At 41.9% G+C, this 19,206-nt stretch carries 23 protein-coding genes and 1 riboswitch; of the genes, 4 read left to right on the top strand and 19 right to left on the bottom strand.

Features of this window, described 5'->3' with window-relative positions:
* Window positions 1-15: 15 nt before the first annotated feature.
* From RH061_RS09410 to RH061_RS09395, 4 genes are all read right to left on the bottom strand, one after another.
* Window positions 16-255 carry a DUF3977 family protein gene (locus RH061_RS09410; RefSeq protein ID WP_311075611.1) on the bottom strand — a complete coding sequence of 80 codons (240 nt, stop codon included), beginning with the start codon at window positions 253-255 and terminating at the stop codon, window positions 16-18.
* A 17-nt stretch (window positions 256-272) separates the two neighbouring features.
* Window positions 273-668: a VOC family protein gene (locus tag RH061_RS09405; RefSeq protein WP_311075610.1), complete on the bottom strand. Its 396-nt coding sequence runs from the start codon at window positions 666-668 to the stop codon at window positions 273-275.
* A gap of 33 nt (window positions 669-701) precedes the next feature.
* A complete protein-coding gene (locus RH061_RS09400; protein ID WP_311075609.1) occupies window positions 702-1,277 on the bottom strand; it encodes an NUDIX hydrolase in 576 nt (191 codons plus the stop codon).
* A gap of 113 nt (window positions 1,278-1,390) precedes the next feature.
* Complete coding sequence (locus tag RH061_RS09395) at window positions 1,391-2,563, bottom strand: FAD-dependent monooxygenase (RefSeq protein WP_311075608.1); 1,173 nt, start codon at window positions 2,561-2,563, stop codon at window positions 1,391-1,393.
* A 331-nt stretch (window positions 2,564-2,894) separates the two neighbouring features.
* Between RH061_RS09395 and RH061_RS09390 the strand changes: the two genes are divergently transcribed.
* Window positions 2,895-3,284 carry an NUDIX domain-containing protein gene (locus tag RH061_RS09390; RefSeq protein ID WP_311075607.1) on the top strand — a complete coding sequence of 130 codons (390 nt, stop codon included), beginning with the start codon at window positions 2,895-2,897 and terminating at the stop codon, window positions 3,282-3,284.
* A 143-nt stretch (window positions 3,285-3,427) separates the two neighbouring features.
* On the opposite strand, the gene RH061_RS09385 is transcribed toward RH061_RS09390, so the two are convergent.
* From RH061_RS09385 to RH061_RS09335, 11 genes are all read right to left on the bottom strand, one after another.
* Window positions 3,428-3,904: an NUDIX hydrolase gene (locus tag RH061_RS09385; protein WP_311075606.1), complete on the bottom strand. Its 477-nt coding sequence runs from the start codon at window positions 3,902-3,904 to the stop codon at window positions 3,428-3,430.
* A gap of 12 nt (window positions 3,905-3,916) precedes the next feature.
* A complete protein-coding gene (locus RH061_RS09380) occupies window positions 3,917-4,426 on the bottom strand; it encodes a hypothetical protein (protein WP_311075605.1) in 510 nt (169 codons plus the stop codon).
* Window positions 4,427-4,876 carry an NUDIX hydrolase gene (locus RH061_RS09375; RefSeq protein WP_311075604.1) on the bottom strand — a complete coding sequence of 150 codons (450 nt, stop codon included), beginning with the start codon at window positions 4,874-4,876 and terminating at the stop codon, window positions 4,427-4,429.
* Window positions 4,877-5,039: 163 nt separating this feature from the next.
* Complete coding sequence (locus RH061_RS09370) at window positions 5,040-5,579, bottom strand: hypothetical protein (protein ID WP_311075603.1); 540 nt, start codon at window positions 5,577-5,579, stop codon at window positions 5,040-5,042.
* A 63-nt stretch (window positions 5,580-5,642) separates the two neighbouring features.
* Entirely contained in the window at window positions 5,643-6,272 is a 630-nt protein-coding gene (locus tag RH061_RS09365) for a class I SAM-dependent methyltransferase (RefSeq protein WP_311075602.1), read from the bottom strand.
* A gap of 135 nt (window positions 6,273-6,407) precedes the next feature.
* Entirely contained in the window at window positions 6,408-7,310 is a 903-nt protein-coding gene (locus tag RH061_RS09360; protein WP_311075601.1) for a gluzincin family metallopeptidase, read from the bottom strand.
* The gene (locus RH061_RS09355) at window positions 7,307-7,447 is read right to left on the bottom strand and encodes a hypothetical protein (protein WP_311075600.1); all 141 of its coding nucleotides are present in this window, start codon (window positions 7,445-7,447) and stop codon (window positions 7,307-7,309) included. The genes RH061_RS09360 and RH061_RS09355 overlap by 4 nt, the downstream gene beginning before the upstream one ends.
* Before the next feature lie 4 nt (window positions 7,448-7,451).
* Window positions 7,452-8,021, bottom strand: coding sequence for an HAD-IIIA family hydrolase (locus RH061_RS09350; RefSeq protein ID WP_396654867.1), 570 nt, complete (start codon window positions 8,019-8,021; stop codon window positions 7,452-7,454).
* A gap of 134 nt (window positions 8,022-8,155) precedes the next feature.
* Window positions 8,156-8,638, bottom strand: a complete 483-nt coding sequence (locus RH061_RS09345; protein WP_311075598.1) for a CcdC family protein — start codon at window positions 8,636-8,638, stop codon at window positions 8,156-8,158.
* Between the two features lie 80 nt (window positions 8,639-8,718).
* Window positions 8,719-9,078 carry a response regulator gene (locus RH061_RS09340; RefSeq protein ID WP_311075597.1) on the bottom strand — a complete coding sequence of 120 codons (360 nt, stop codon included), beginning with the start codon at window positions 9,076-9,078 and terminating at the stop codon, window positions 8,719-8,721.
* Between the two features lie 168 nt (window positions 9,079-9,246).
* A complete protein-coding gene (locus tag RH061_RS09335) occupies window positions 9,247-9,954 on the bottom strand; it encodes a cytochrome c biogenesis CcdA family protein (protein ID WP_311075596.1) in 708 nt (235 codons plus the stop codon).
* 301 nt (window positions 9,955-10,255) lie between these two features.
* Between RH061_RS09335 and RH061_RS09330 the strand changes: the two genes are divergently transcribed.
* Window positions 10,256-10,426 (top strand): aspartyl-phosphate phosphatase Spo0E family protein, encoded by a 171-nt coding sequence (locus RH061_RS09330; RefSeq protein ID WP_311075595.1) that lies wholly within the window; start codon window positions 10,256-10,258, stop codon window positions 10,424-10,426.
* Window positions 10,427-10,849: 423 nt separating this feature from the next.
* Here RH061_RS09330 and RH061_RS09325 read toward each other — a convergent pair whose 3' ends face one another.
* Window positions 10,850-12,643, bottom strand: a complete 1,794-nt coding sequence (locus tag RH061_RS09325) for an ABC transporter ATP-binding protein (protein WP_311075594.1) — start codon at window positions 12,641-12,643, stop codon at window positions 10,850-10,852.
* Window positions 12,644-12,646: 3 nt separating this feature from the next.
* On the bottom strand, window positions 12,647-14,395 hold the full coding sequence (locus tag RH061_RS09320; RefSeq protein ID WP_311075593.1) for an ABC transporter ATP-binding protein: 1,749 nt from the start codon (window positions 14,393-14,395) through the stop codon (window positions 12,647-12,649).
* Between the two features lie 178 nt (window positions 14,396-14,573).
* A riboswitch (purine riboswitch) is annotated at window positions 14,574-14,675 on the top strand.
* 129 nt (window positions 14,676-14,804) lie between these two features.
* Between RH061_RS09320 and RH061_RS09315 the strand changes: the two genes are divergently transcribed.
* The gene (locus tag RH061_RS09315; protein WP_311075592.1) at window positions 14,805-15,410 is read left to right on the top strand and encodes a xanthine phosphoribosyltransferase; all 606 of its coding nucleotides are present in this window, start codon (window positions 14,805-14,807) and stop codon (window positions 15,408-15,410) included.
* Window positions 15,407-16,717: a nucleobase:cation symporter-2 family protein gene (locus RH061_RS09310; RefSeq protein ID WP_311075591.1), complete on the top strand. Its 1,311-nt coding sequence runs from the start codon at window positions 15,407-15,409 to the stop codon at window positions 16,715-16,717. Before RH061_RS09315 ends, RH061_RS09310 begins: the two co-directional genes overlap by 4 nt.
* Window positions 16,718-17,138: 421 nt before the next feature.
* On the opposite strand, the gene RH061_RS09305 is transcribed toward RH061_RS09310, so the two are convergent.
* A complete protein-coding gene (locus RH061_RS09305; protein WP_311075590.1) occupies window positions 17,139-18,272 on the bottom strand; it encodes a bifunctional cystathionine gamma-lyase/homocysteine desulfhydrase in 1,134 nt (377 codons plus the stop codon).
* Complete coding sequence (locus RH061_RS09300; protein ID WP_311075589.1) at window positions 18,273-19,196, bottom strand: PLP-dependent cysteine synthase family protein; 924 nt, start codon at window positions 19,194-19,196, stop codon at window positions 18,273-18,275.
* Window positions 19,197-19,206 lie beyond the last annotated feature (10 nt).

Raw genomic sequence — 19,206 nt, 5'->3', positions numbered from 1 at the left:
TGCTTAAGACAAGCCTTATTGCTTGCTGACGATTCCTAACAGCAGTTTGAAATTTCTATGGTTCTTATGTACTTTTTTAAAACCTTCCCTGGAATCTAGGATGATTACCGTTTTACGGAACCACAATCGTATATAGACAGAATGAAAAAGTATCGGCCCTTGGATTCCTCGGACCTCATATTCAATTCCGTTCTCTATTTCAATTTCCGTTCTTACCGCCCATGTGTTTCCGATTCCTGCCTCAATGAATTTCAACAGCTGTTGCAACCCCTTTATCCCTTGCTTCCCATGATGGAAGTGATTCTTTCCTGCATTTCTGTCTTATCAATGTATTCAAACAGACCAATTTGATTTCCCCATGGGTCGGAAAACGTCGCCCACTTTACAGGGACTTCCTCTCTTGCAAAAATTTCAAATGATTGAACATCCAGCTCTCTGATTAATCTGATGCGTTCATCTTCTAGCGATCTGATCCCCAATCGCAAGGGACCGCTCCCTTCCGCAGTTGTTCCCTCAGCCAGCTGCAGCCACGCCCCAGGAATCAATTCCCATTCAGCAAACCCCTCATGAGGTGTAAAATCCGGCTCTTTATCCAAGAAAGTTCGATACCATTGCAACCCTTCGTTAAACTGCGGCACCCGCAACTGATAGGTCATTTCGAAAATCAATTTTTTACGCCTCCTTCTGCTCTCGGTAAATATTCATTTTCCCAGCATGAATCTATTCATCAAACTTTTTTCTTTTTCTAAGAGTTCATGTAAAAATAACAGCTGCGGAAAAGGCTTTAAAGTCAATTCCTGGTTCATATCTTTTTTTATTAATACGGAACCGCCATGCTTTATAAACTCTTTCAGTGTCAACCGTTGCTCGCAGATACGTTTGATGTCATCGGGAGTTAACAGGAGCAGGCCATTTGTCTCTGCCGAAGGAACTGGTTCACTTTCTGAGTAAGCAAGATACATTGCTGTAGAACCTTCAGGGTCCGTCCCTTTTATTAGAATAGGTGCAACGTCCTCATTTGTTTTTATTCTTCTTGCCACACCATCCCAATCCTTTTTGAAAAAAGTGATCGGAGAGTGGAAGAAATTTATTTTCATTCTTGCTTCTTCATAGACTTCACGGAATGCAGTATCAAATGCCGTTTCATTTCCTTCCCGATGACCCCCAAGCCTCACCACGCCCAGTTTATCCCCTATTCGGGTTGGCCCGACCTGGAAGGGAAATAATCCGTTATAAAGAATATAAGCCCCGGATGTTCGGACATGTTTTGTATCCATAAATATCCTCCAATTTTTTATAGAAGGATTCTGTATTAACATTGGATAATCCTTCTTTTTAAAAAAAGAATCGTACCTCGTCAAGAAGTACGACTAAATTTATCGTATGATTTTTACACTTCGTACCCAAGGATCCAGTCCAGTCTTTTGATTTTCAACTCATCTGGCATTTTCCGTAACAATTGATTTCTGGCTTTGATTGCCAACGGATTCTCCAGTTGCATCATTCTCGCCATCATTCTGGATCCCCCTACAATTTCATCAACACGCGGAATTCTGACTTGCTCATAATGACTTAATGCTTTCTCGACATCTTGGGGAAATCTCTTGAGATATCGTGCGAGCATTAAAGCGTCCTCCATCGCCTGTGCTCCACCCTGTCCCAGATTAGGCAGCATCGGATGGGCTGCATCTCCCAACAGTGTCACTCTTCCTTTATGCCATTTCTTGATTGTCTTACGATCAAATATTTCATGCACAAGGATATTTTCCTCATCGGTAGATTCAATGACATCAGGAATCTGGCCCCACCAGCTTTTGAAATTCTCTAAAACAACTTGTTTCTTGTTTTTAGCAGCAAGGAGTGTCCCTTGAGGAGCGTTGATCGCAGCGAACCAAAACACGCGGCCTTTTCCTAAATGCGAGAAACCAAATCTCTTTCCCTTGCCCCACGCTTCGAAACCTCCTCCCAACTCAGCAGGAAAACGATTATCTTCAAAGCAGGTGATTCCTCTGAAAGCTGTGAATCCTGAATAACGCAACGGAGTGTCCTCAAAAATATTCTGTCTTACTCGCGAATGAACTCCATCCGCCCCGATTACGATTTTTGATTTTAACGCTTCTCCATCTTCAAACATGCTAGTTATATACTCACTATCCTGTTCCAGCACTATAAACTTTTTATCATGCTTTACAGTATCGGGTTCTAATTTTTCATATAAAATTCTCTGCAAGTAAGGCCGGTATATTAAATAACTGTAGGTGCCATATCGTTCTGCCTGCTTGTGCACCGGCATATTGACAAGAAGTTTGCCATCCGGAGTCCTGATTTCCGCCTTCTTCACAGGCGAACCAGCCTGGCGCACCTGGTCCGCAACCCCCAGCTTTTCCAATGCCTTGATTGCGTTGGCGGACAATACAATACCGGCGCCCATTTCCTTGAGCTCCGAAGCTCTCTCATAAACTTTCACTTTTTGGCCAATCTGCTGCAAGGCAATCGCGGCGGAAAGTCCACCAATGCCAGCACCGATAATGGCTGTATCTGTATTGTCTAATGTCTTGACCAACTGTCCAGCCCCTTTCTATCGGATAGTTATTGTTTTCCACCTTTTTGTTTGTTCGGTAGACTCCTTCTATTGGACATTTTTCTCGGTTCCTGCATTCCATTTGGCCGATAGAGCCCTTCTATCGGACACTTTCCTTGGTCCCTGCCTTCCATTTGGCCGATAGAGCCCTTCTATCGGACACTTTCCTTGGTCCCTGCCTTCCGTTTGGCCAATAGAACACTTCTATCGGCCAATTTTTTCCAATACCAACATCTCATTGTCCGATAGAGTGTTCTAATATTTAAAAATATAGTAAAACCCCTATATTATTAATAGCGAGGTGGATACTTTCTTGACTAGACCAAGAGCATTTGCTGCTATCATCAAAAATAATTATATACTTATGACCAAACATGTCTATCCTGATGGGTCGTTTTGGACGCTTCCAGGCGGAGGGCTTGAAGCAGGCGAAACATTTGAAGACGCAGTTGTCCGGGAAGTAAAAGAAGAAGTGAATTTGGATGTGGAAGTTGTTGACTATCTATTTACCGGTCAATACAGCCGCGGTGAGGAAAGATGTTTTTTAGTCCGCCCATTAAACGACAAGGAAGCCTCGGTCGGTTACGATCCTGAACTTGGCGACAGACAAACATTAAAAGAAGTAAAATGGCATTCACTTAAATCGATGAAGAATGACCTTCATGTTTCAAAAGTATTAGAAGCTTTGAAGCTGGTAGTATAAGAGGGTTAAGTAAGTTTGTAATCGACAGCCACCATGCATCCAATGGCTGGTGGCTGCTCATTCAGTTATTCAAAAGGTTTATTCGTTCACATGATGGGCTATTGTCTCTTTCAATCGTGTAAAGACAATGTATTCCACCAATTCTAAATACTATATTTATGAACAACAAGATGCTGCGGAGCCTCTGGCAATTCCCTCAAAGATGTCCTGATAAACTCAGGGTAAAGTTTGATATCCTCAAGACTGCTGATTGGAACCCACTGATAAATCAAGCGATCCCCCTCTTCTCCAAAAAACTCTTCCGTGTGAAAATTAAACTCACCATTCAGAGGAGAAACTTGATAATACAGTCCAATTTCGTGATAATTTTTATTGTTATAGTCAAAGAAGTTCTCTGTAAACCAGAGCAAACGGTCCACCTTCACATCTATTCCTAACTCTTCTTTTACTTCTCTCACAACGCTTGTTTGTGAATCTTCCAATAGCTCGACTCTGCCACCTGGCAATGCCCAGTGCTCGTCCTTCGCTTGTTTATGGATCAGAACATGGTGGTCAACGATCATAACTGCCGCTACCCGGTAATTAAAAACAGCCTTTTCCATATAAAAAGTTGCATCCATTGTTGGTCCCCCTTATTTTAAAAAGCTATCTAATTCTTTTGCCAATCTAGATCTGCGAAAGCCCTTCTGCCTCTTCAGTTCCTTTATATCTTCTACAGTTTGATATGATAGGCGAACATAATAGTAATTAATATGTTCAATCACAGCAAAAAGAAATAGAAAAACAAACCAATAGAATTCAATTGGCTTGCTGATAATTTGATAAATTGACACAAACACTCCTATTAGAAGCAATCCCTCATTTACTCTTTTAAGATTCGCAAAAGTTCTCAACTGACGATCAGGCAGAAGTACTAATTCATGATTTTGAATTTGTTTTAGTTTCAAATACCAATAGTAGCTTCCTTGCAGCAAAATAAACTCCAGCAGAATGAACGCATATAGAGACGAATAGGAGGTTAAGTAAGGGACAGACCATTCAAAAAGCAGAATATACAGGACCCACATCAGAGCAAAAATAAAGACGGCAAACAATTCCCCTGTATATAGACTGACTAATTTCTTTTTTACTCGTTTTTGCATTTATACTGATACCGTAAATTGCTTCATTAGATTCTTTATCAACGGATTCAGCTTATCAGGTAATTCATTTACACTAAAAAAGCGGGCTTCAGAGGTTTCTACACCATCTGCTTGGAGCTCTCCACCCAGGATATCCCTTGTTACATAGGCCACAGTAACCGGATAAAATTCATCCCCATTCGGCAGTTTTACATGGTGTTGCTTCCCGGAAAAAACACCAATCAGTTCCACCTTTCCGATTTCAAGCCCGGTTTCTTCAAGGACTTCCCTTCTGCCTGCATCCTCCGTAGATTCGCCTAACTCAATAAATCCACCTGGAACTCCCCATTGACCATCCTGGCGTTTCTGCAATAAGAATTGTCCTGTCTCGTTTATAACTGCTACTGCGACCCCCACCAAAATCAGAGGCTGGTGGCCAATGACCTTTCGCAAATCCTCTATGTATCCCATAGTTCCTCCTGATTAGTAAAATTTTCTAGTTAAACAAAATTCGACAGAAGCAGTTCATTTCCTTCTTTTTTCCAAAAACTAAAAGCGTTTCTTTAAAAACCGTTTCCGTGTAATATGACGGACACTTCCTCTCTCATTCCCATTCTTTCTGTCCGTCATCACATCAATTTCCAGACCGTTTTCTAATATATATGAAAATCACTATTAAAAAGCTAACCAACGGAAGCCAGATATAGATGTAGCGTATAACTGGGCTTCGTAATTGTTCTCTCAAATCCACTTCCTCAGTTGGCGTCGCCCCTGTTCCCAGTGTCGCTAAATCTTCCCCTGCACTGCTTAACTCCCTGGTTCGGTCACATATATCCGTTGTTAATTCACCCTGGAATTCATGGGCATAAACCAAGTAAGTTTCTCCCTCAAAAAAATCAGTTGAACAGCTGGACCATTCATCTTCCAGTATGATTTCTGTTTGTGATACACCTTTCCACGTATCCTCAACCTCAAATAATATTTTTCTATTATTATTCTCGTTTTTAATCTCTATGACCTTCCCGCTGAATACCGCTTTGGAGCTATCCAATTCATCTTCAACAGTCTTTTCTTCCACACATTTGCAAGCATGGCTGGCTGTTGGGAATGTAGTTAATCCTACTGCCAAAAGAATGACTGCCATAGAAAAAGTTATTAACCTAATTTTCACCATGGATCTGCCTCCATTTTTTCAAAATTGAACAAGCACTGCCTTATAAAAGCAGTGCTAACCCAATCATTTCTTCATAATCTGTATCACTCCGCCACAATGGGAAATAGGAAGGAAGTCCAGTATGCAGCTATCCTCTAAATCAGAACTGATTTCATTGAAAACGAAGTAAAATTCATTATCATCCCAGAATTCTTTGCTGTCATTTTTACAGAATTCGAGCTGCTGTCTCGTTTCAAAGGCAATATCCCCGATTAGGATTTTGCCGCCATCCGTTAGCAAGGACATTAATTCCCTAATAAAAGTAACCTTCTCTGCGTCAGTTAAATGATGCATAGCGTAGGTGCTTACAATGTACTCATACCTTTTCGTTTTTACTTCTGCAGGCAAACCGTTAGCAATATCCCATTCTATTAGATTGGCTTGCGGCATTTTAGGCTGTGCCAGGGCGATCATTCTCTCTGAAAAATCGATTCCATCAATATGATGGCCATTTTCATACAGCTTTGATGTTAAAACACCTGTACCAAAGCCGATATCCAGGACTCTCGCATTTTCTTTTTCCATCACTTCATTAAAAATTCTATTCAAGATGGCACGATACCCCGCAAATGGGTATACACCATTTTCTTCACTAACCTGTACGGTTTTGTCATAGCCTACTGCCCACAAATCAAAACCTTGTTTATTTAACATGAATGTCCCTCCAAATTATTTGAGAACATCGAGCACTCCCTCACAATTCACGCTGCGATGTTCTCCATTATTTTTCTGGTGTCCATAATCATTCTTGCCTTTTCCATCTCAATCGCCACCCTTCATAGAGTTCATTTACCTATAGTAATCAAGTACCTCTTGTTCGAATTCAGCGATCGGCTTTCCAGTGATTTTTTCCAAAACTGTATAAAATCCCTCGGTATCGTTCGTTTTTTGGATTAATTCCACCAATATATCCTTGCCATACACCTGTATCAGATAGCTTACTGACAAATAACTTTGCATATAAGGGTCAGCTGTTTCGATTTGGCGTGCTTCCTTCCAGCCATCTCCCCAGGTGATGCTTTCAAGAGGCAGGATTTTGTATTGGTTTATATCATAATGTACCTCAGTCCGATCGCTCGCAACATATTCTGCAATCCCCTCAATGAACCATTGCGGAAACAAATCAGGAAATGCTCCGGCTTCCTCTATTTTTCTGAAGGTTGCAAAGTGCGCGTATTCATGCAGAATCGGTCTTTGAAAATTATTAAGCGGTGTTTCTAAAATGCTCTCCACATTGTCAGGGTGAACATGAATCCCCATTACTTTATCAAAATTGGAATAAAATCCGGATACACCATCTAAATCAGAAAGTTTTTGCAGGTGCTCTCTATCCATAAAAATTAGATCGGTAGGCCTTTTTTCATAACTACCAAGAATTCCACTGGAAACCTCTTCTGCCCACTCAAGCGTCTCAACTGTCAGCGGAATAAACTTTTCATTTTGTTCCTGATAAAAAATAGAAACATGTTGGTACTCATGCTTCATGCTTTCAGCTTTCAGTTTTCTCTCTAAATCACTGTCATAATTCAAAGTGAAAAAAGCTTTATCTGTTGTATAAAGAGTTTCATTTTTTCCGGTCCTTTCATTCAGCTCCTTTTGGAACACCTTAAGGATTCCGAAAACACTAACCAAAAATATGATTAGTATGAAAGAAAAAATTAGCATCCAAACTCTTATATTCCTCAGACTCATTCCTTCCCTCTTTTCACCATATCCTCAAGCAGGGAAATGATTTGATCATTTTGCTCAATCATTTTCTCATTTTGCTTTCTCAGCTTTGTAAAATCGATCATAAATCCAAACAAAAGAATGGCTATAATGACCGTCACTTCTTTACCCCTCCCTCAATATCCAGCTTATAGCTTCATTTAAATCCTCGGCGATAAAATCTGGATGAACTTGACCCCATCGCCCAAAATACTGCTTGTTTATGTATTTATCGCAGGCTTCCTGGCCGCTGCCCGTTTTGACTAAAATCTTTAAACAGCCAGCATCGTCAGCAGCAAGCAAGTCAGTCCACCGGTCCCCAATCACTGCACATCGGCTTAAATCGAGGGCATTTTCTTCAGCAGCTTTTTTCAGCATGCCAACAGAAGGCTTCCTGCAAATGCAGCCTTCATCATGGCGGTGTGGACATATGTACACTTTATTGAACCCAAATGATTTTAATTCATAATCGAACTGATCAACAGTAGCTTCCCCAATCGCAATACCTGGCTGGTTCGTAAAAGAAAAGACTAATAAATGGTTGGCTTTTAAAAGATTGATTGAATCCTGGACACCGGGAAATAACTCAAAATCCCCAGGATAAATAACTGTGTCACTTCCCCCCAGTGTTCCGTCTCGATCTATAAAAACTGCCTGGATATCTAACACAATATCTCTCCTTTCAAAAACGAACATCTCATTACTCGGCATCTACATTTTTGAAAATTCAATCAGATTCATCATATCATTAAATAAAATACATTTATATCCAAAATTTCCATTACAAACAAAAAGACAAAAAACCCTTGCATTCTGGCAAGGGTTTCTGATTAATTCATATTTGTTCCACTATTCAATTCATTTTGAAGTTTTTTGAACTGCAAATACATTGCTACACGCCAAGGAACGATCATTCCAAAAGCAAGAATCCAGAACATGCCGCCCAGTTCACCTACATCGAATGAGCTGCTTAACACCAGTTTAGCGATTACACGTACGATCAACAGACCGATTAAGATGAAGGCAAATGCCTTGGATCTCTTTAAAAAGATTTCCCTGCCTCGTACTTCAAATTTAGAGGTCTTGATCAGCAGAATCGAAAATAACATTCCAACTGTCAGTGCCTCTATGACCTGTAAGGAATGTACCCGGAACATCGGAAAAATGAACATGAGCGCACCAGTGCTCATGAAGATTGGCGGTAAGATAATTTTCTTGGCTGATGCAGGTTTTTTGGCAGCCTTCATTCTCATGAATGTCACAAAAATGGCCATGCCAATTGCTCCTACGGTTGACGCCAGAACATAATTCATTCGTTATTTCATCCCTTATTATTATTTTCCACATTATTATAATGAAAAAAAGCCATTTAAGATAGACTTAAAGGCTTTTTTTATCTTAATACTCTTGATACGGAATCAACTACCTGTGAATCATCAAATGGCTTAACGATGAAATCCTTCGCTCCGGCCTCGATGGCATCAACCACCATTTTTTGCTGGCCCATGGCTGAGCACATGATGATTTTTGCATCATTATAATCCTTTTTGATTTCTTTTACGGCATCCAGCCCGCTCATTTCCGGCATCGTAATGTCCATTGTGACTAGGTCGGGCTTCAGTTCGCGATACAGCGCGACTGCTTCTCTTCCATTTTCAGCTTCCCCTACGATCTCGTGATTCGCTTTCTTCAGAATATTGGTTAAGGTGATTCTCATAAATTTTGCGTCGTCAACTATCAAAATTCTGGCCATCGCTGTATCCTCCCCGACAATCACAACAAGTATATTAATCTGTTAAATTCTTCCCTCAATTACTATATAACTATATTTAACCATTATTTTCAATGTAAAGATACCGACAAAATTTTCACATCGAAAAAATACCTGTGAGGATCAGCTTATATAGCTCCAGAACTCATTTTAAAAACCTGTAAAATCGCCAAAAAACACGGACAGTACCGAAATAAGCTTCGTCATCCAGTCGAAGAACAACATGATTCCGACTGCTATCATGATATAGCCGCCGATTTTAACAATTTTCACATTATGCTTGCGGATCCACTGCATTTTTCCGATGAAGAAAGAAAGAATGAAGAAAGGAATCGCAAAACCAAGTGTATAGGCAATCATATACAGCATACCTGACCCAGGGTTGGAGCTCGCAAGCAGAATGACCGAAGCAAGGATTGGACCAGTACATGGCGTCCATCCGGCCGCAAATGCCATACCGATCAAAGAGGACCCAAAATAGCCTGATGGCCGGTTCTTGAATTCAATTTTCCGGTCTTTCATCAGAAATTCAGGCTTAAAGAAACCAATGACCATCAACCCGAATGCAACAATGAAAATCGCACCCAGTTGACGGATGAGATCCTGGTACTGAATGAAAAATTGTCCTACAAATGATGTGCCGAAGCCAATCGCAATGAAAATCACCGAAAAGCCCAGAAGGAAAAATAATGTGTGGAGCAGGCTGCGCTTTTGCAGCATTGCATTTTCGCTCTTCAGTTCTCCGACGGACATCCCGGTAATATAAGATAAAAATGCCGGATAAAGGGGCAAGCAGCATGGAGAAATAAAGCTAAGGAAGCCCGCGCCCATAGCAATGAAAATATTTATATCTGTCATCGTTCCATCTCCAGTCCATATTCGTTAGTCCCATTCTAACAAAACCATTTACTATTATTATAGTTTAACTGTGAACAATTTATTAATTTCTATTAAAAAGGTGTTTACCTGCTAAAAAACTGGGTAATAAAAAATGGTGTATATTTTTTACAGGAAAATATTTTACAAATGTTTCTTTTGAAATTTGGCAGTATATGCTATATACTAATATAGCACTTGTAATAATTTCTATATTTATAACGATTTTACATAAGCTTGTTTAATATACTGCCGAGAGATAAAACAAGAAAGGATTTTCACATTGTCTAAAGAGCAACTGATCACCCTCATTGAAAAAAAACGCGAAGAGCTGATCCTAATCGCTTCCCAGAACGGCCTCAATTCTTCCATAGCCATTACTTACAGCCAGGAACTTGATGAACTGCTAAATGAATATAACCGGGTTTATATAAAAAAGATAGCAGCCCACTAAAAAACAGCTAAACGCCCTATGCGTTGTAGCTGTTTTATTTTTGTCTATTCAAGATTTATTCCCTGACAAAACCTAAAACTTTTTCATTACTTTTCCGATTATTTTACCTGCACTCTTTCCCGCTTTCTTTGTTATTTGCTTCTTCACTTGTTTTTTAATTTCCTTCTTGATTATACTCTTCAATCCCATCTTTTTCCCTCTTCCTGAATAACATTAATGGATGATCAATAATAGTACGATTCTTAAGACGAAAAGTTTCATCTGCCCAGATTTTATCATATTGAGCGTTGTGCTCTAAACTTGCCGGTCAACATTTTTAGATTATTCATAAGATAGTATTCACATATTCATATAATAATCATAGCGAATAAAAAATAATGACGATTACCTTTTAGTAATCGCCACTTTACATAATATAATTATTTATCCAACAACATCTTCCAATCGTTCGACTGAACCATTCTGCAGGAGATACATCTTATGGTAAAGCCCCTGTTGGGTAAGCAATTCCTGATGTGTTCCGCGCTCAACGATTTCCCCATGATGAAGGACGATTATCTGGTCTGCGTCCTGGATCGTGGAGAGTCTATGGGCAATGGCGATTGTCGTCCTGCCCTTTCGCATCTTGGCAAGTCCCGTCTGAATGGCCTCTTCGGTTTCGGTATCAATGTTTGCAGTCGCTTCATCGAGAACAAGGATTTTCGGATTAGCTGCAATCGTCCTGGCAAAAGCGATCAATTGCCTCTGCCCGCTCGAAAAAGTCGAGCCTCTCTCCGTCACTTTTTGTACGTATCCATCTTCCAATTTTTCAATGAAAGAATCCGCCTGGACAAATTCTGCTGCCTTTTTTATATCCTCTTCGGTCAGATCGCTGTTGTGCAGCCTGATATTATCTCCGATTGTTCCATAAAACAAAAACGGATCCTGCAGCACCAGCCCCATTTTCTGGCGCAGCTCTTTTACCGGATAGTTTTTTATCGAATGATCATCAATTAAAATATCCCCGCGCTCAAATTCATAAAAACGCATCAGCAGATTGATGATTGAGCTTTTCCCGCTTCCGGTATGGCCGACGAAGGCAAGAGTTTCCCCTGGGTTGACGGTGAAACTGATGTTCTTCAGTACATCCCTTTTGCCATCATATGAAAAACTGACATCTTTGAATTCAATTTTACCTTCATTGATTTTATCCGCCTCCGTCCCAGTTTGGCCAGGAGCCAGTTCCTCTTCATCAAGCAGTTTGAAAACACGTGAGGCAGCAACAATGGCCTGCTGGTACATGGAAAGGCGCATCATCATATTGTTCACCGGCTCGAAAAAGCGATCAAGATAATTGATGAACGCATACAGCACCCCTATCTCAATCGGACTGTCGAAGGAAGTAATCCCAAAAAAGCTCAGTACAATAATAAGAGCTAAAATATAGACAAGGTCAACCGCCGGGCGCAGCAGAAGTCCGTCTGCTTTGATGTTGCGCATCCCCGCATCAAAGTGCTTGTCATTAATATCTCCGAATTCTTTTTTCAGTCTTTCTTCCTGCCGGAACATCTGGATGATCGACATTCCCTGAAGAGATTCACTTAGCTTTGCATTCAGCTGACTCAGACGTTCACGCATATCCTGGTAAAATCTTGAACTAAGCTTGCGGTACAAGCTCATGATGAACACGATGAACGGTAAAATCAGCATCGTGAACAATGCCAGCTTTACATTCAGGATGAACATCGCGACAAAGATCCCGAACAGCAGGAAGCCGCTTTGGATAAATGTCGCAATGACGCTGACGAACATATCCTTGATCGCCTCGGTATCATTCGTAACCCTTGATACAAGTGAACCGGCAGGCGTTTTATCGAAATATTTCAAGCCAAGCTGCTGCACCTTCGTAAATACATCAATCCTCATTTGCTGGATGATTTTCAGCGCAATCTCCTGGAACTTCAACAGCTGAAAATAAGAGACAAGCACATTGAGAATCTGGATTCCAATATAAGCTGCTCCAAGCATCAACAGCGGCTCGAACGGCATGTAGCCTTCCCTCAAGTAATCATCGATGAAGATTTTCACCAAAATCGGACCAAGCACGTCACCCACAGTTGCGAGCAAAAGGAATCCGAAAGCGACAAAAATCATTTTTAAATGCGGCTTTCCATATGCAAGAAGCCGAAACAGCACGGAACGCTGCTCTTTCGCGTTTAATACAGGCGTTTTTTCCATTGGTCACCCTCCCTGCTCGACAAGCTCTTCAAGCTGCTGTCTCAAATACATATCCTTGTACCAGCCGTCATGCTCCATCAATTGATCGTGAGTTCCGCGCTCAGCAATTCGGCCCTCTTCAAGGACGACGATCAGATCAGCATGGTGAATAGCGCTCAACCTGTGTGCCGTGATAATGGTTGTCTTGTCTTTTCGATTTTCTTTCAAAGCTGATAAGATTTGCTCCTCCGTTTTCGCGTCGACCGCCGATAGGGAATCGTCGAGAATGAGGATTTCCGGATTCATCACCAGGGCACGAGCAATCGAGATTCGCTGCTTCTGCCCGCCTGAGAGTGATACCCCTCGTTCTCCTACAACCGTTTGATAGCCTTCCGTAAATTCCAGAATATCATCATGGATGTTTGCCACTCTGGCGGAACTATAGATGACCTCCTCATCGACAGCAGGATCTGCGAAGGCAATGTTATCCCGGACTGTCGCTGAAAAAAGGAAATGATCCTGCGGGACGTATCCAATCGCCTGCCTCAATCGATCCATCTTATAGTCCCTGATGCTTCTTCCTCCAATGCTGATGCTGCCTTCCGAGAGGTCGAATTCACGGATCAGCAGCTTCAATAAAGTCGTTTTCCCCGCACCCGTCTTTCCGACGATTCCGAGCGTTTGCCCTTTCCCAAGCCCAAACTTGATATCTTTCAATAAAGCTTCCTGATCTCCAGGATAAGTGAAAGACGCAATATCATATCTAATGTCACCATTTGGCACCATATCAAGAGCATCCGGTTTATCCTGGATGTCGATTTTTTCATCAAGCAAAGCAGAAACACGATCATAAGAGGCCCTTCCGCGTTCCACGATATTGAAAAACCATCCAAATGCGAGCATCGGCCAAACCAGCAAGCCGAGGTAGGATGTAAAGGATACCAGCTGTCCAATTGTCAATTCCCCATTCAATACATACCTTGCACCAAAAGCAATCGACAAGAAGAATGAAATGCCTACAATGATGGAAATCGTCGGGTCAAATAAAGCATCAACCTTTGCGACAGAAATATTTTTTTTCACAACATCCTCAGATTGTTTGCGAAAATCCTCAATATCTTCTTTTTCCTGGCCAAAGGTTTTAATGACCTTAATTCCCGTGATGCTTTCCTGTGTCTTATCATTCAAATCAGAGAATGCTTCCTGGGCTTTATGGAACCTTTTATGAAGCATCGTTCCGTACCAGCTTGTCAGCATTGCCATGAACGGCATTGGAATCAAAGCGATCAAGGTCAGCTTCCAGCTGATTGTCGCAGCCATCGCGATGATGACGAAGCCGCCGGTTGAGACAGAATCAACGAACGTCAGGACACCGGCACCTGCTGTCTGCTGGATTGCCGATAGATCGTTTGTGGCATGAGCCATCAGGTCCCCTGTCCTTCTCTTTTGGTAAAAAGACTGCGACATACTCGTAAAGTGGGCATAAAGCCGATTCCTTAATAATCGGGACAGCTTTACCGCCGAACCAAAGATCATGATCCTCCAATAATACCGAAGTGAATACATCGCAAGCCCTGAAGCCGTTAACACTAAAATCCATTTCCCTCGTTTACCGGCCGTCAGCGTCCCATTGGTTATCTCATCAACTATTATTCCAATAACGCGCGGCGGCACAAGCTGGAGCAGTGCGACAAATAACAGTAGTGAAATCCCTGTCAAATAAGCCTTTTTCTCCGACTTGAAATACCATAATAAATCCTTGAATACGCTCATATGTATATCCCCCAAACCCCTCAAATGCTTAAATAGTTTATCAAATATTTGTAAAATGGGGAAGATTTTTATTTTTATCAATTAAATAACCAAAGGCGAATAATAAAAATAAAGATGATAATTTCGTTCGGTTTTTTCTGTATTATCTGTTGAATCAAATTAAAATAGTGATATAATATTTATAAATTAAACATTCACTCATATAATCGCGGGGATATGGCCTGCAAGTTTCTACCGGATTACCGTAAATAATCCGACTATGAGTGAGCAGTGCAGGGGTCATCCAAACCTCTATTTGCCAGCAGCTAATTCAACAGCCCAAGGCCATTGCTTCACTCATTTTATGATGTGAATGCAGGGTTTTGGGCTTTTTTATGCTTCAGGGCCCTCATTTATGAGGAGGAATACGATGGAATTGCTTATTGAAAAGATTAAGAATGAAGGAACTGTCCTGTCATCGTCAGTGCTAAAGGTGGATTCATTCCTTAACCACCAGATTGACCCGAGGCTGATGGATGAGATTGGAAAGGAATTTGCCGGGCGGTTTGCTCATTCCGGCATTACTAAAATCCTGACAATTGAATCCTCCGGAATCGCTCCTGCGGTGATGACTGGACTTCGGCTCAATGTGCCAGTTGTTTTCGCCAGAAAAAGAAAATCTTTGACTCTTGTAAATGACTTGATCACAGCATCTGTCTACTCTTTTACCAAGGAAGAGAACAGTGAAATTTCCGTTTCTAGTCATTACCTTTCGGAAGACGATAGGGTGCTAATCATAGACGATTTTCTTGCCAATGGACAAGCGGCACTCGGTCTCGCAGAAATAGCAAACAAGGCAAAAGCCACTGTTGCAGGAATCGGAATTTTGATAGAAAAAGGATTCCAGGATGGTGGTTCCACTCTGAGGGAAAAGGGCTACCGGGTCGAATCATTGGCGATTATCAGCTCTCTGGAAAATGGTTTAGTCAGCTTTGAACAACCTACTACTGAGACAAAGGTGGAATTGACACGATGAAACAGAATCCTTTTAAGATAGCTTCATTAGGAATTCAGCATGTACTTGCGATGTATGCTGGAGCCGTGATTGTTCCTCTGATTGTTGGAGGAGCTCTCGGTTTGACAGGAGAACAGTTGACTTACTTAGTTTCGATTGATATTTTCATGTGCGGTATTGCAACGCTTCTGCAGGTATGGAGAAATCAATTTTTCGGTATCGGTCTTCCAGTCGTTCTTGGCTGCACCTTCACAGCCGTAGGACCTATGATCGCTATTGGCGGACAATATGGTATATCAGCAATTTACGGATCCATCCTTGTTTCAGGGATATTTGTGGTCGCGATTTCAAAATTCTTTGGAAAGCTAGTCAGGTTCTTCCCTCCAGTTGTAACCGGATCTGTTGTAACGATAATTGGGATCACTTTAATCCCTGTTGCGATGAATAACATGGCAGGCGGCCAGGGCAGTCCTGACTTTGGCTCTCTTTCCAATATCGGACTCGCCTTTGGTACTTTGCTGTTCATTATTGTGCTATTCCGTTTCTTTAAAGGATTTGTTCGTTCTATAGCTATTTTGTTAGGATTAGTCGCTGGAACGGCAGTTGCATATTTTATGGGAATGGTGAATTTCACAGCAGTCGCAGACGCTTCCTGGCTTCATATGCCAGCTCCATTCTACTTCGGCCTGCCAACCTTTGAAGTATCAGCAATCCTGACGATGGTCCTGGTTGCCATGGTTAGTCTTGTTGAGTCAACAGGAGTATACTTTGCTCTTGGTGATATTTGTGAAGAAAAGCTGGAAGAGAAAGATCTTGCTAGCGGGTATCGCGCCGAGGGACTTGCGATTATCCTCGGAGCATTCTTTAATGCTTTTCCTTATACCACTTATTCACAAAACGTTGGACTTCTTCAGCTGTCCGGAGTCAAAACAAAGAATGTGATCTACACAGCAGGAGCCTTCCTTGTACTGCTTGGACTTGTGCCGAAAATCGGCGCATTAACCACCATCATACCAACCCCTGTTCTTGGAGGGGCTATGATTGCCATGTTCGGTATGGTCGTTGCATATGGAATTAAGATGCTAAGCAAAGTAGATTTTGCATCACAGGAAAATCTATTGATCATTGCTTGCTCGGTTGGAATGGGACTCGGTGTGACAGCCGTGCCGAAATTATTCTCACAAATGCCTTCAAGCATCAGAATCCTGACAGATAACGGAATCGTTGCAGGGAGCTTAACAGCGATTGCCTTGAATTTAGTGTTCAATGTGTTCAAAGCTAATAAAGCTGCACATAAGGTTTCTTTTGCTGAGCAGAAGGCCTCTTAAAAAGAGGAACATAAATAAGGCACCGGAGGAAAATCCGGTGCCTCTTTTCATTCTCTAATCCTATTGCTGACCTATTTCTCATAAATCTCGGTTTTTTGGTCACCAATAGACTGTATTGGTGACCTATTTTTAGCGAATCTTGTTTTTCAGGGCGCCAATCGGCTGCATTGGTTACCTATTTTTCGCAAATCTCGGTTTTTTGGACGCCAATAGACTGTATTGGTGACCTATTTTTCACAAATCTCGGTTTTTTGGGCGTCAATAGACTGTATTGGTGACCTATTTTTCACAAATCTCGGTTTTTTGGGCGTCAATCGGCTACATTGGTTACCTACTTTACCTAATATCTGGTTTTTCAGCAATCCAATCAGCTTCATTGGTTACCTATTTTGCACACATGGCGCCAATTTGCTCACTCTCTCTATTGCAATGCCTGTTTCAAATCCTCTATCAGGTCTTCTGCATCTTCAATACCGACGGAAATGCGGATTAACCCATTAGTAATGCCCAGTTCCGCTCTGCGCTCAGCAGGTATGGATGCATGGGTCATTTTGGCCGGAACAGATATTAAGCTTTCCACTGCGCCGAGACTCTCAGCAAGTGTGAAGTATTTTACTTTGCATAACACCTCAGCCGCTTTTTCAGCGCTTCCAACGTCAAAGCTGACCATGCCTCCGAATCCTCCTGCCTGTTCTTTTGCGATGGCATGCTGAGGATGCGTTTCCAGACCGGGATAATAGATCTTTTCAACACCTTTGTGATCTGAGAGAAACTCGACAATTTTCTTCGTGTTTGCCTCGTGCGCTTCCATCCGGAGGCCCAAAGTTTTAATACCCCGTATTAGCAGCCAGGAATCCTGCGGCCCAAGAATCCCGCCGGTAGAGTTTTGGACAAAATGCAGGTCCTCAGCCAGCTGGTCATCATTCACGACGACCAATCCTGCCACTACATCACTGTGGCCGCCTAGATACTTAGTCGCAGAATGAAGGACCATATCAGCACCAAGAGTGAGCGGCGTCTGCCAGTATGGCGTGCTGAATGTATTGTCGACAATGGTCAGCAATCCATGTTCTTTTGCCAGCTCTGCACAGGCTTTAATGTCCGTTACTTTTAAAAGCGGATTTGTAGGTGTCTCGATATATAGTGCCTTTGTATTTGGCTGAATCGCAGCCTTTACTGCTTCAAGGTCTGTAGTATCCACAAATGTTGACTCAATGCCAATCCGGTTAAGGACCTTGTTCATCACCCTGTAAGTCCCGCCATAAACATCATCAGTCAAAATGATGTGGTCTCCTGAATTAAAGAGCATCATCACGGCTGTGATTGCCGCCATTCCAGAACCAAAGGCAAATCCTCTTTTCCCTTCCTCCAGATCCTTGATCAACTCCTCTAAAGCAAACCTGGTTGGATTACCTGTCCGTGAATATTCATATCCTTTATGGACTCCTACATCATCTTGTTTGTAAGTACTTACCTGATAAATTGGAAATGAAACCGCGCCTGTCGTTTTATCTCCGGGAATACCGCCGTGTATCATTTTAGTTTTACGTTTCATTTAAATTCCCCCCTCATAGATTTTTTTGCTTAAGTAACGCTCACTGCCGTCCGGAAAGACGGTAACGATGTTTGTGCCAGGAGGGGCTTTTCGTGCTTCTTGTAAAGCTGCGTGAAGAACTGCGCCAGACGAGCTTGCAGCAAGTATTCCCTCTCTAGCCGAGAGCTCCTTCACGGTGTCAAATGCATCTTTATCCGAAATGGTATAGATCTCATTGAATAAAGCAGAGTCCATATATGGCGGAAGGAATTCCATTCCGATTCCTTCTGTTTTATGGGGACCAGACTCTCCTCCATTTAGAATTGATCCTTCTGGTTCAACAATGACGGTCTTTATCATTGGATTTTTCTCTTTTAAAAACTTTGCAGTACCCATAAATGTTCCTCCGGTTCCCGCTCCTGCTATGAAAATATTAATTCTGCCATCCAAGTCTTTCCAAATCTCTGGTCCCAGCGTTTTATAATAAGTTTCTGGATTTGACGGATTGGAAAATTGAGATGGTGAGTAGGAATTAGGGATTTCTGCAAGCAATTGTTCCGTTTTGCGGATTGCTCCTTCCATCCCATCCGATGTAGGTGTATGGATGATGTTTGCACCGAGAGCCCTCATCACCGTTTGTTTTTCAATGCTGAATTTTTCTGGCACTACAAAGATAACATCAATGCCTTTGTTGATTGCTGCCAACGCCAGCCCGATCCCCGTGTTCCCAGCAGTTGGCTCAATCAGAGTGCCGCCTTTTTCCAACTTGCCTGTACGTAATGCCTCGTCGAGCATCTCTACTCCCAGCCGGTCTTTAATGCTGCCTCCTGGGTTTAAGTATTCCAGCTTTGCGTATAAGCGGACATCGTTTGGCAAATGGAATTGGGTAAGTTCAACCATAGGTGTATTGCCTATCAATTCATGGATACTGCGGTAAACCGTCATTGCATTTAAC

The sequence above is a fragment of the Mesobacillus jeotgali genome, assembly GCF_031759225.1.
Taxonomy (GTDB): Bacteria; Bacillota; Bacilli; order Bacillales; family Cytobacillaceae; genus Mesobacillus; species Mesobacillus jeotgali_B.
This window is presented reverse-complemented; position numbering and strand designations above follow the sequence as displayed.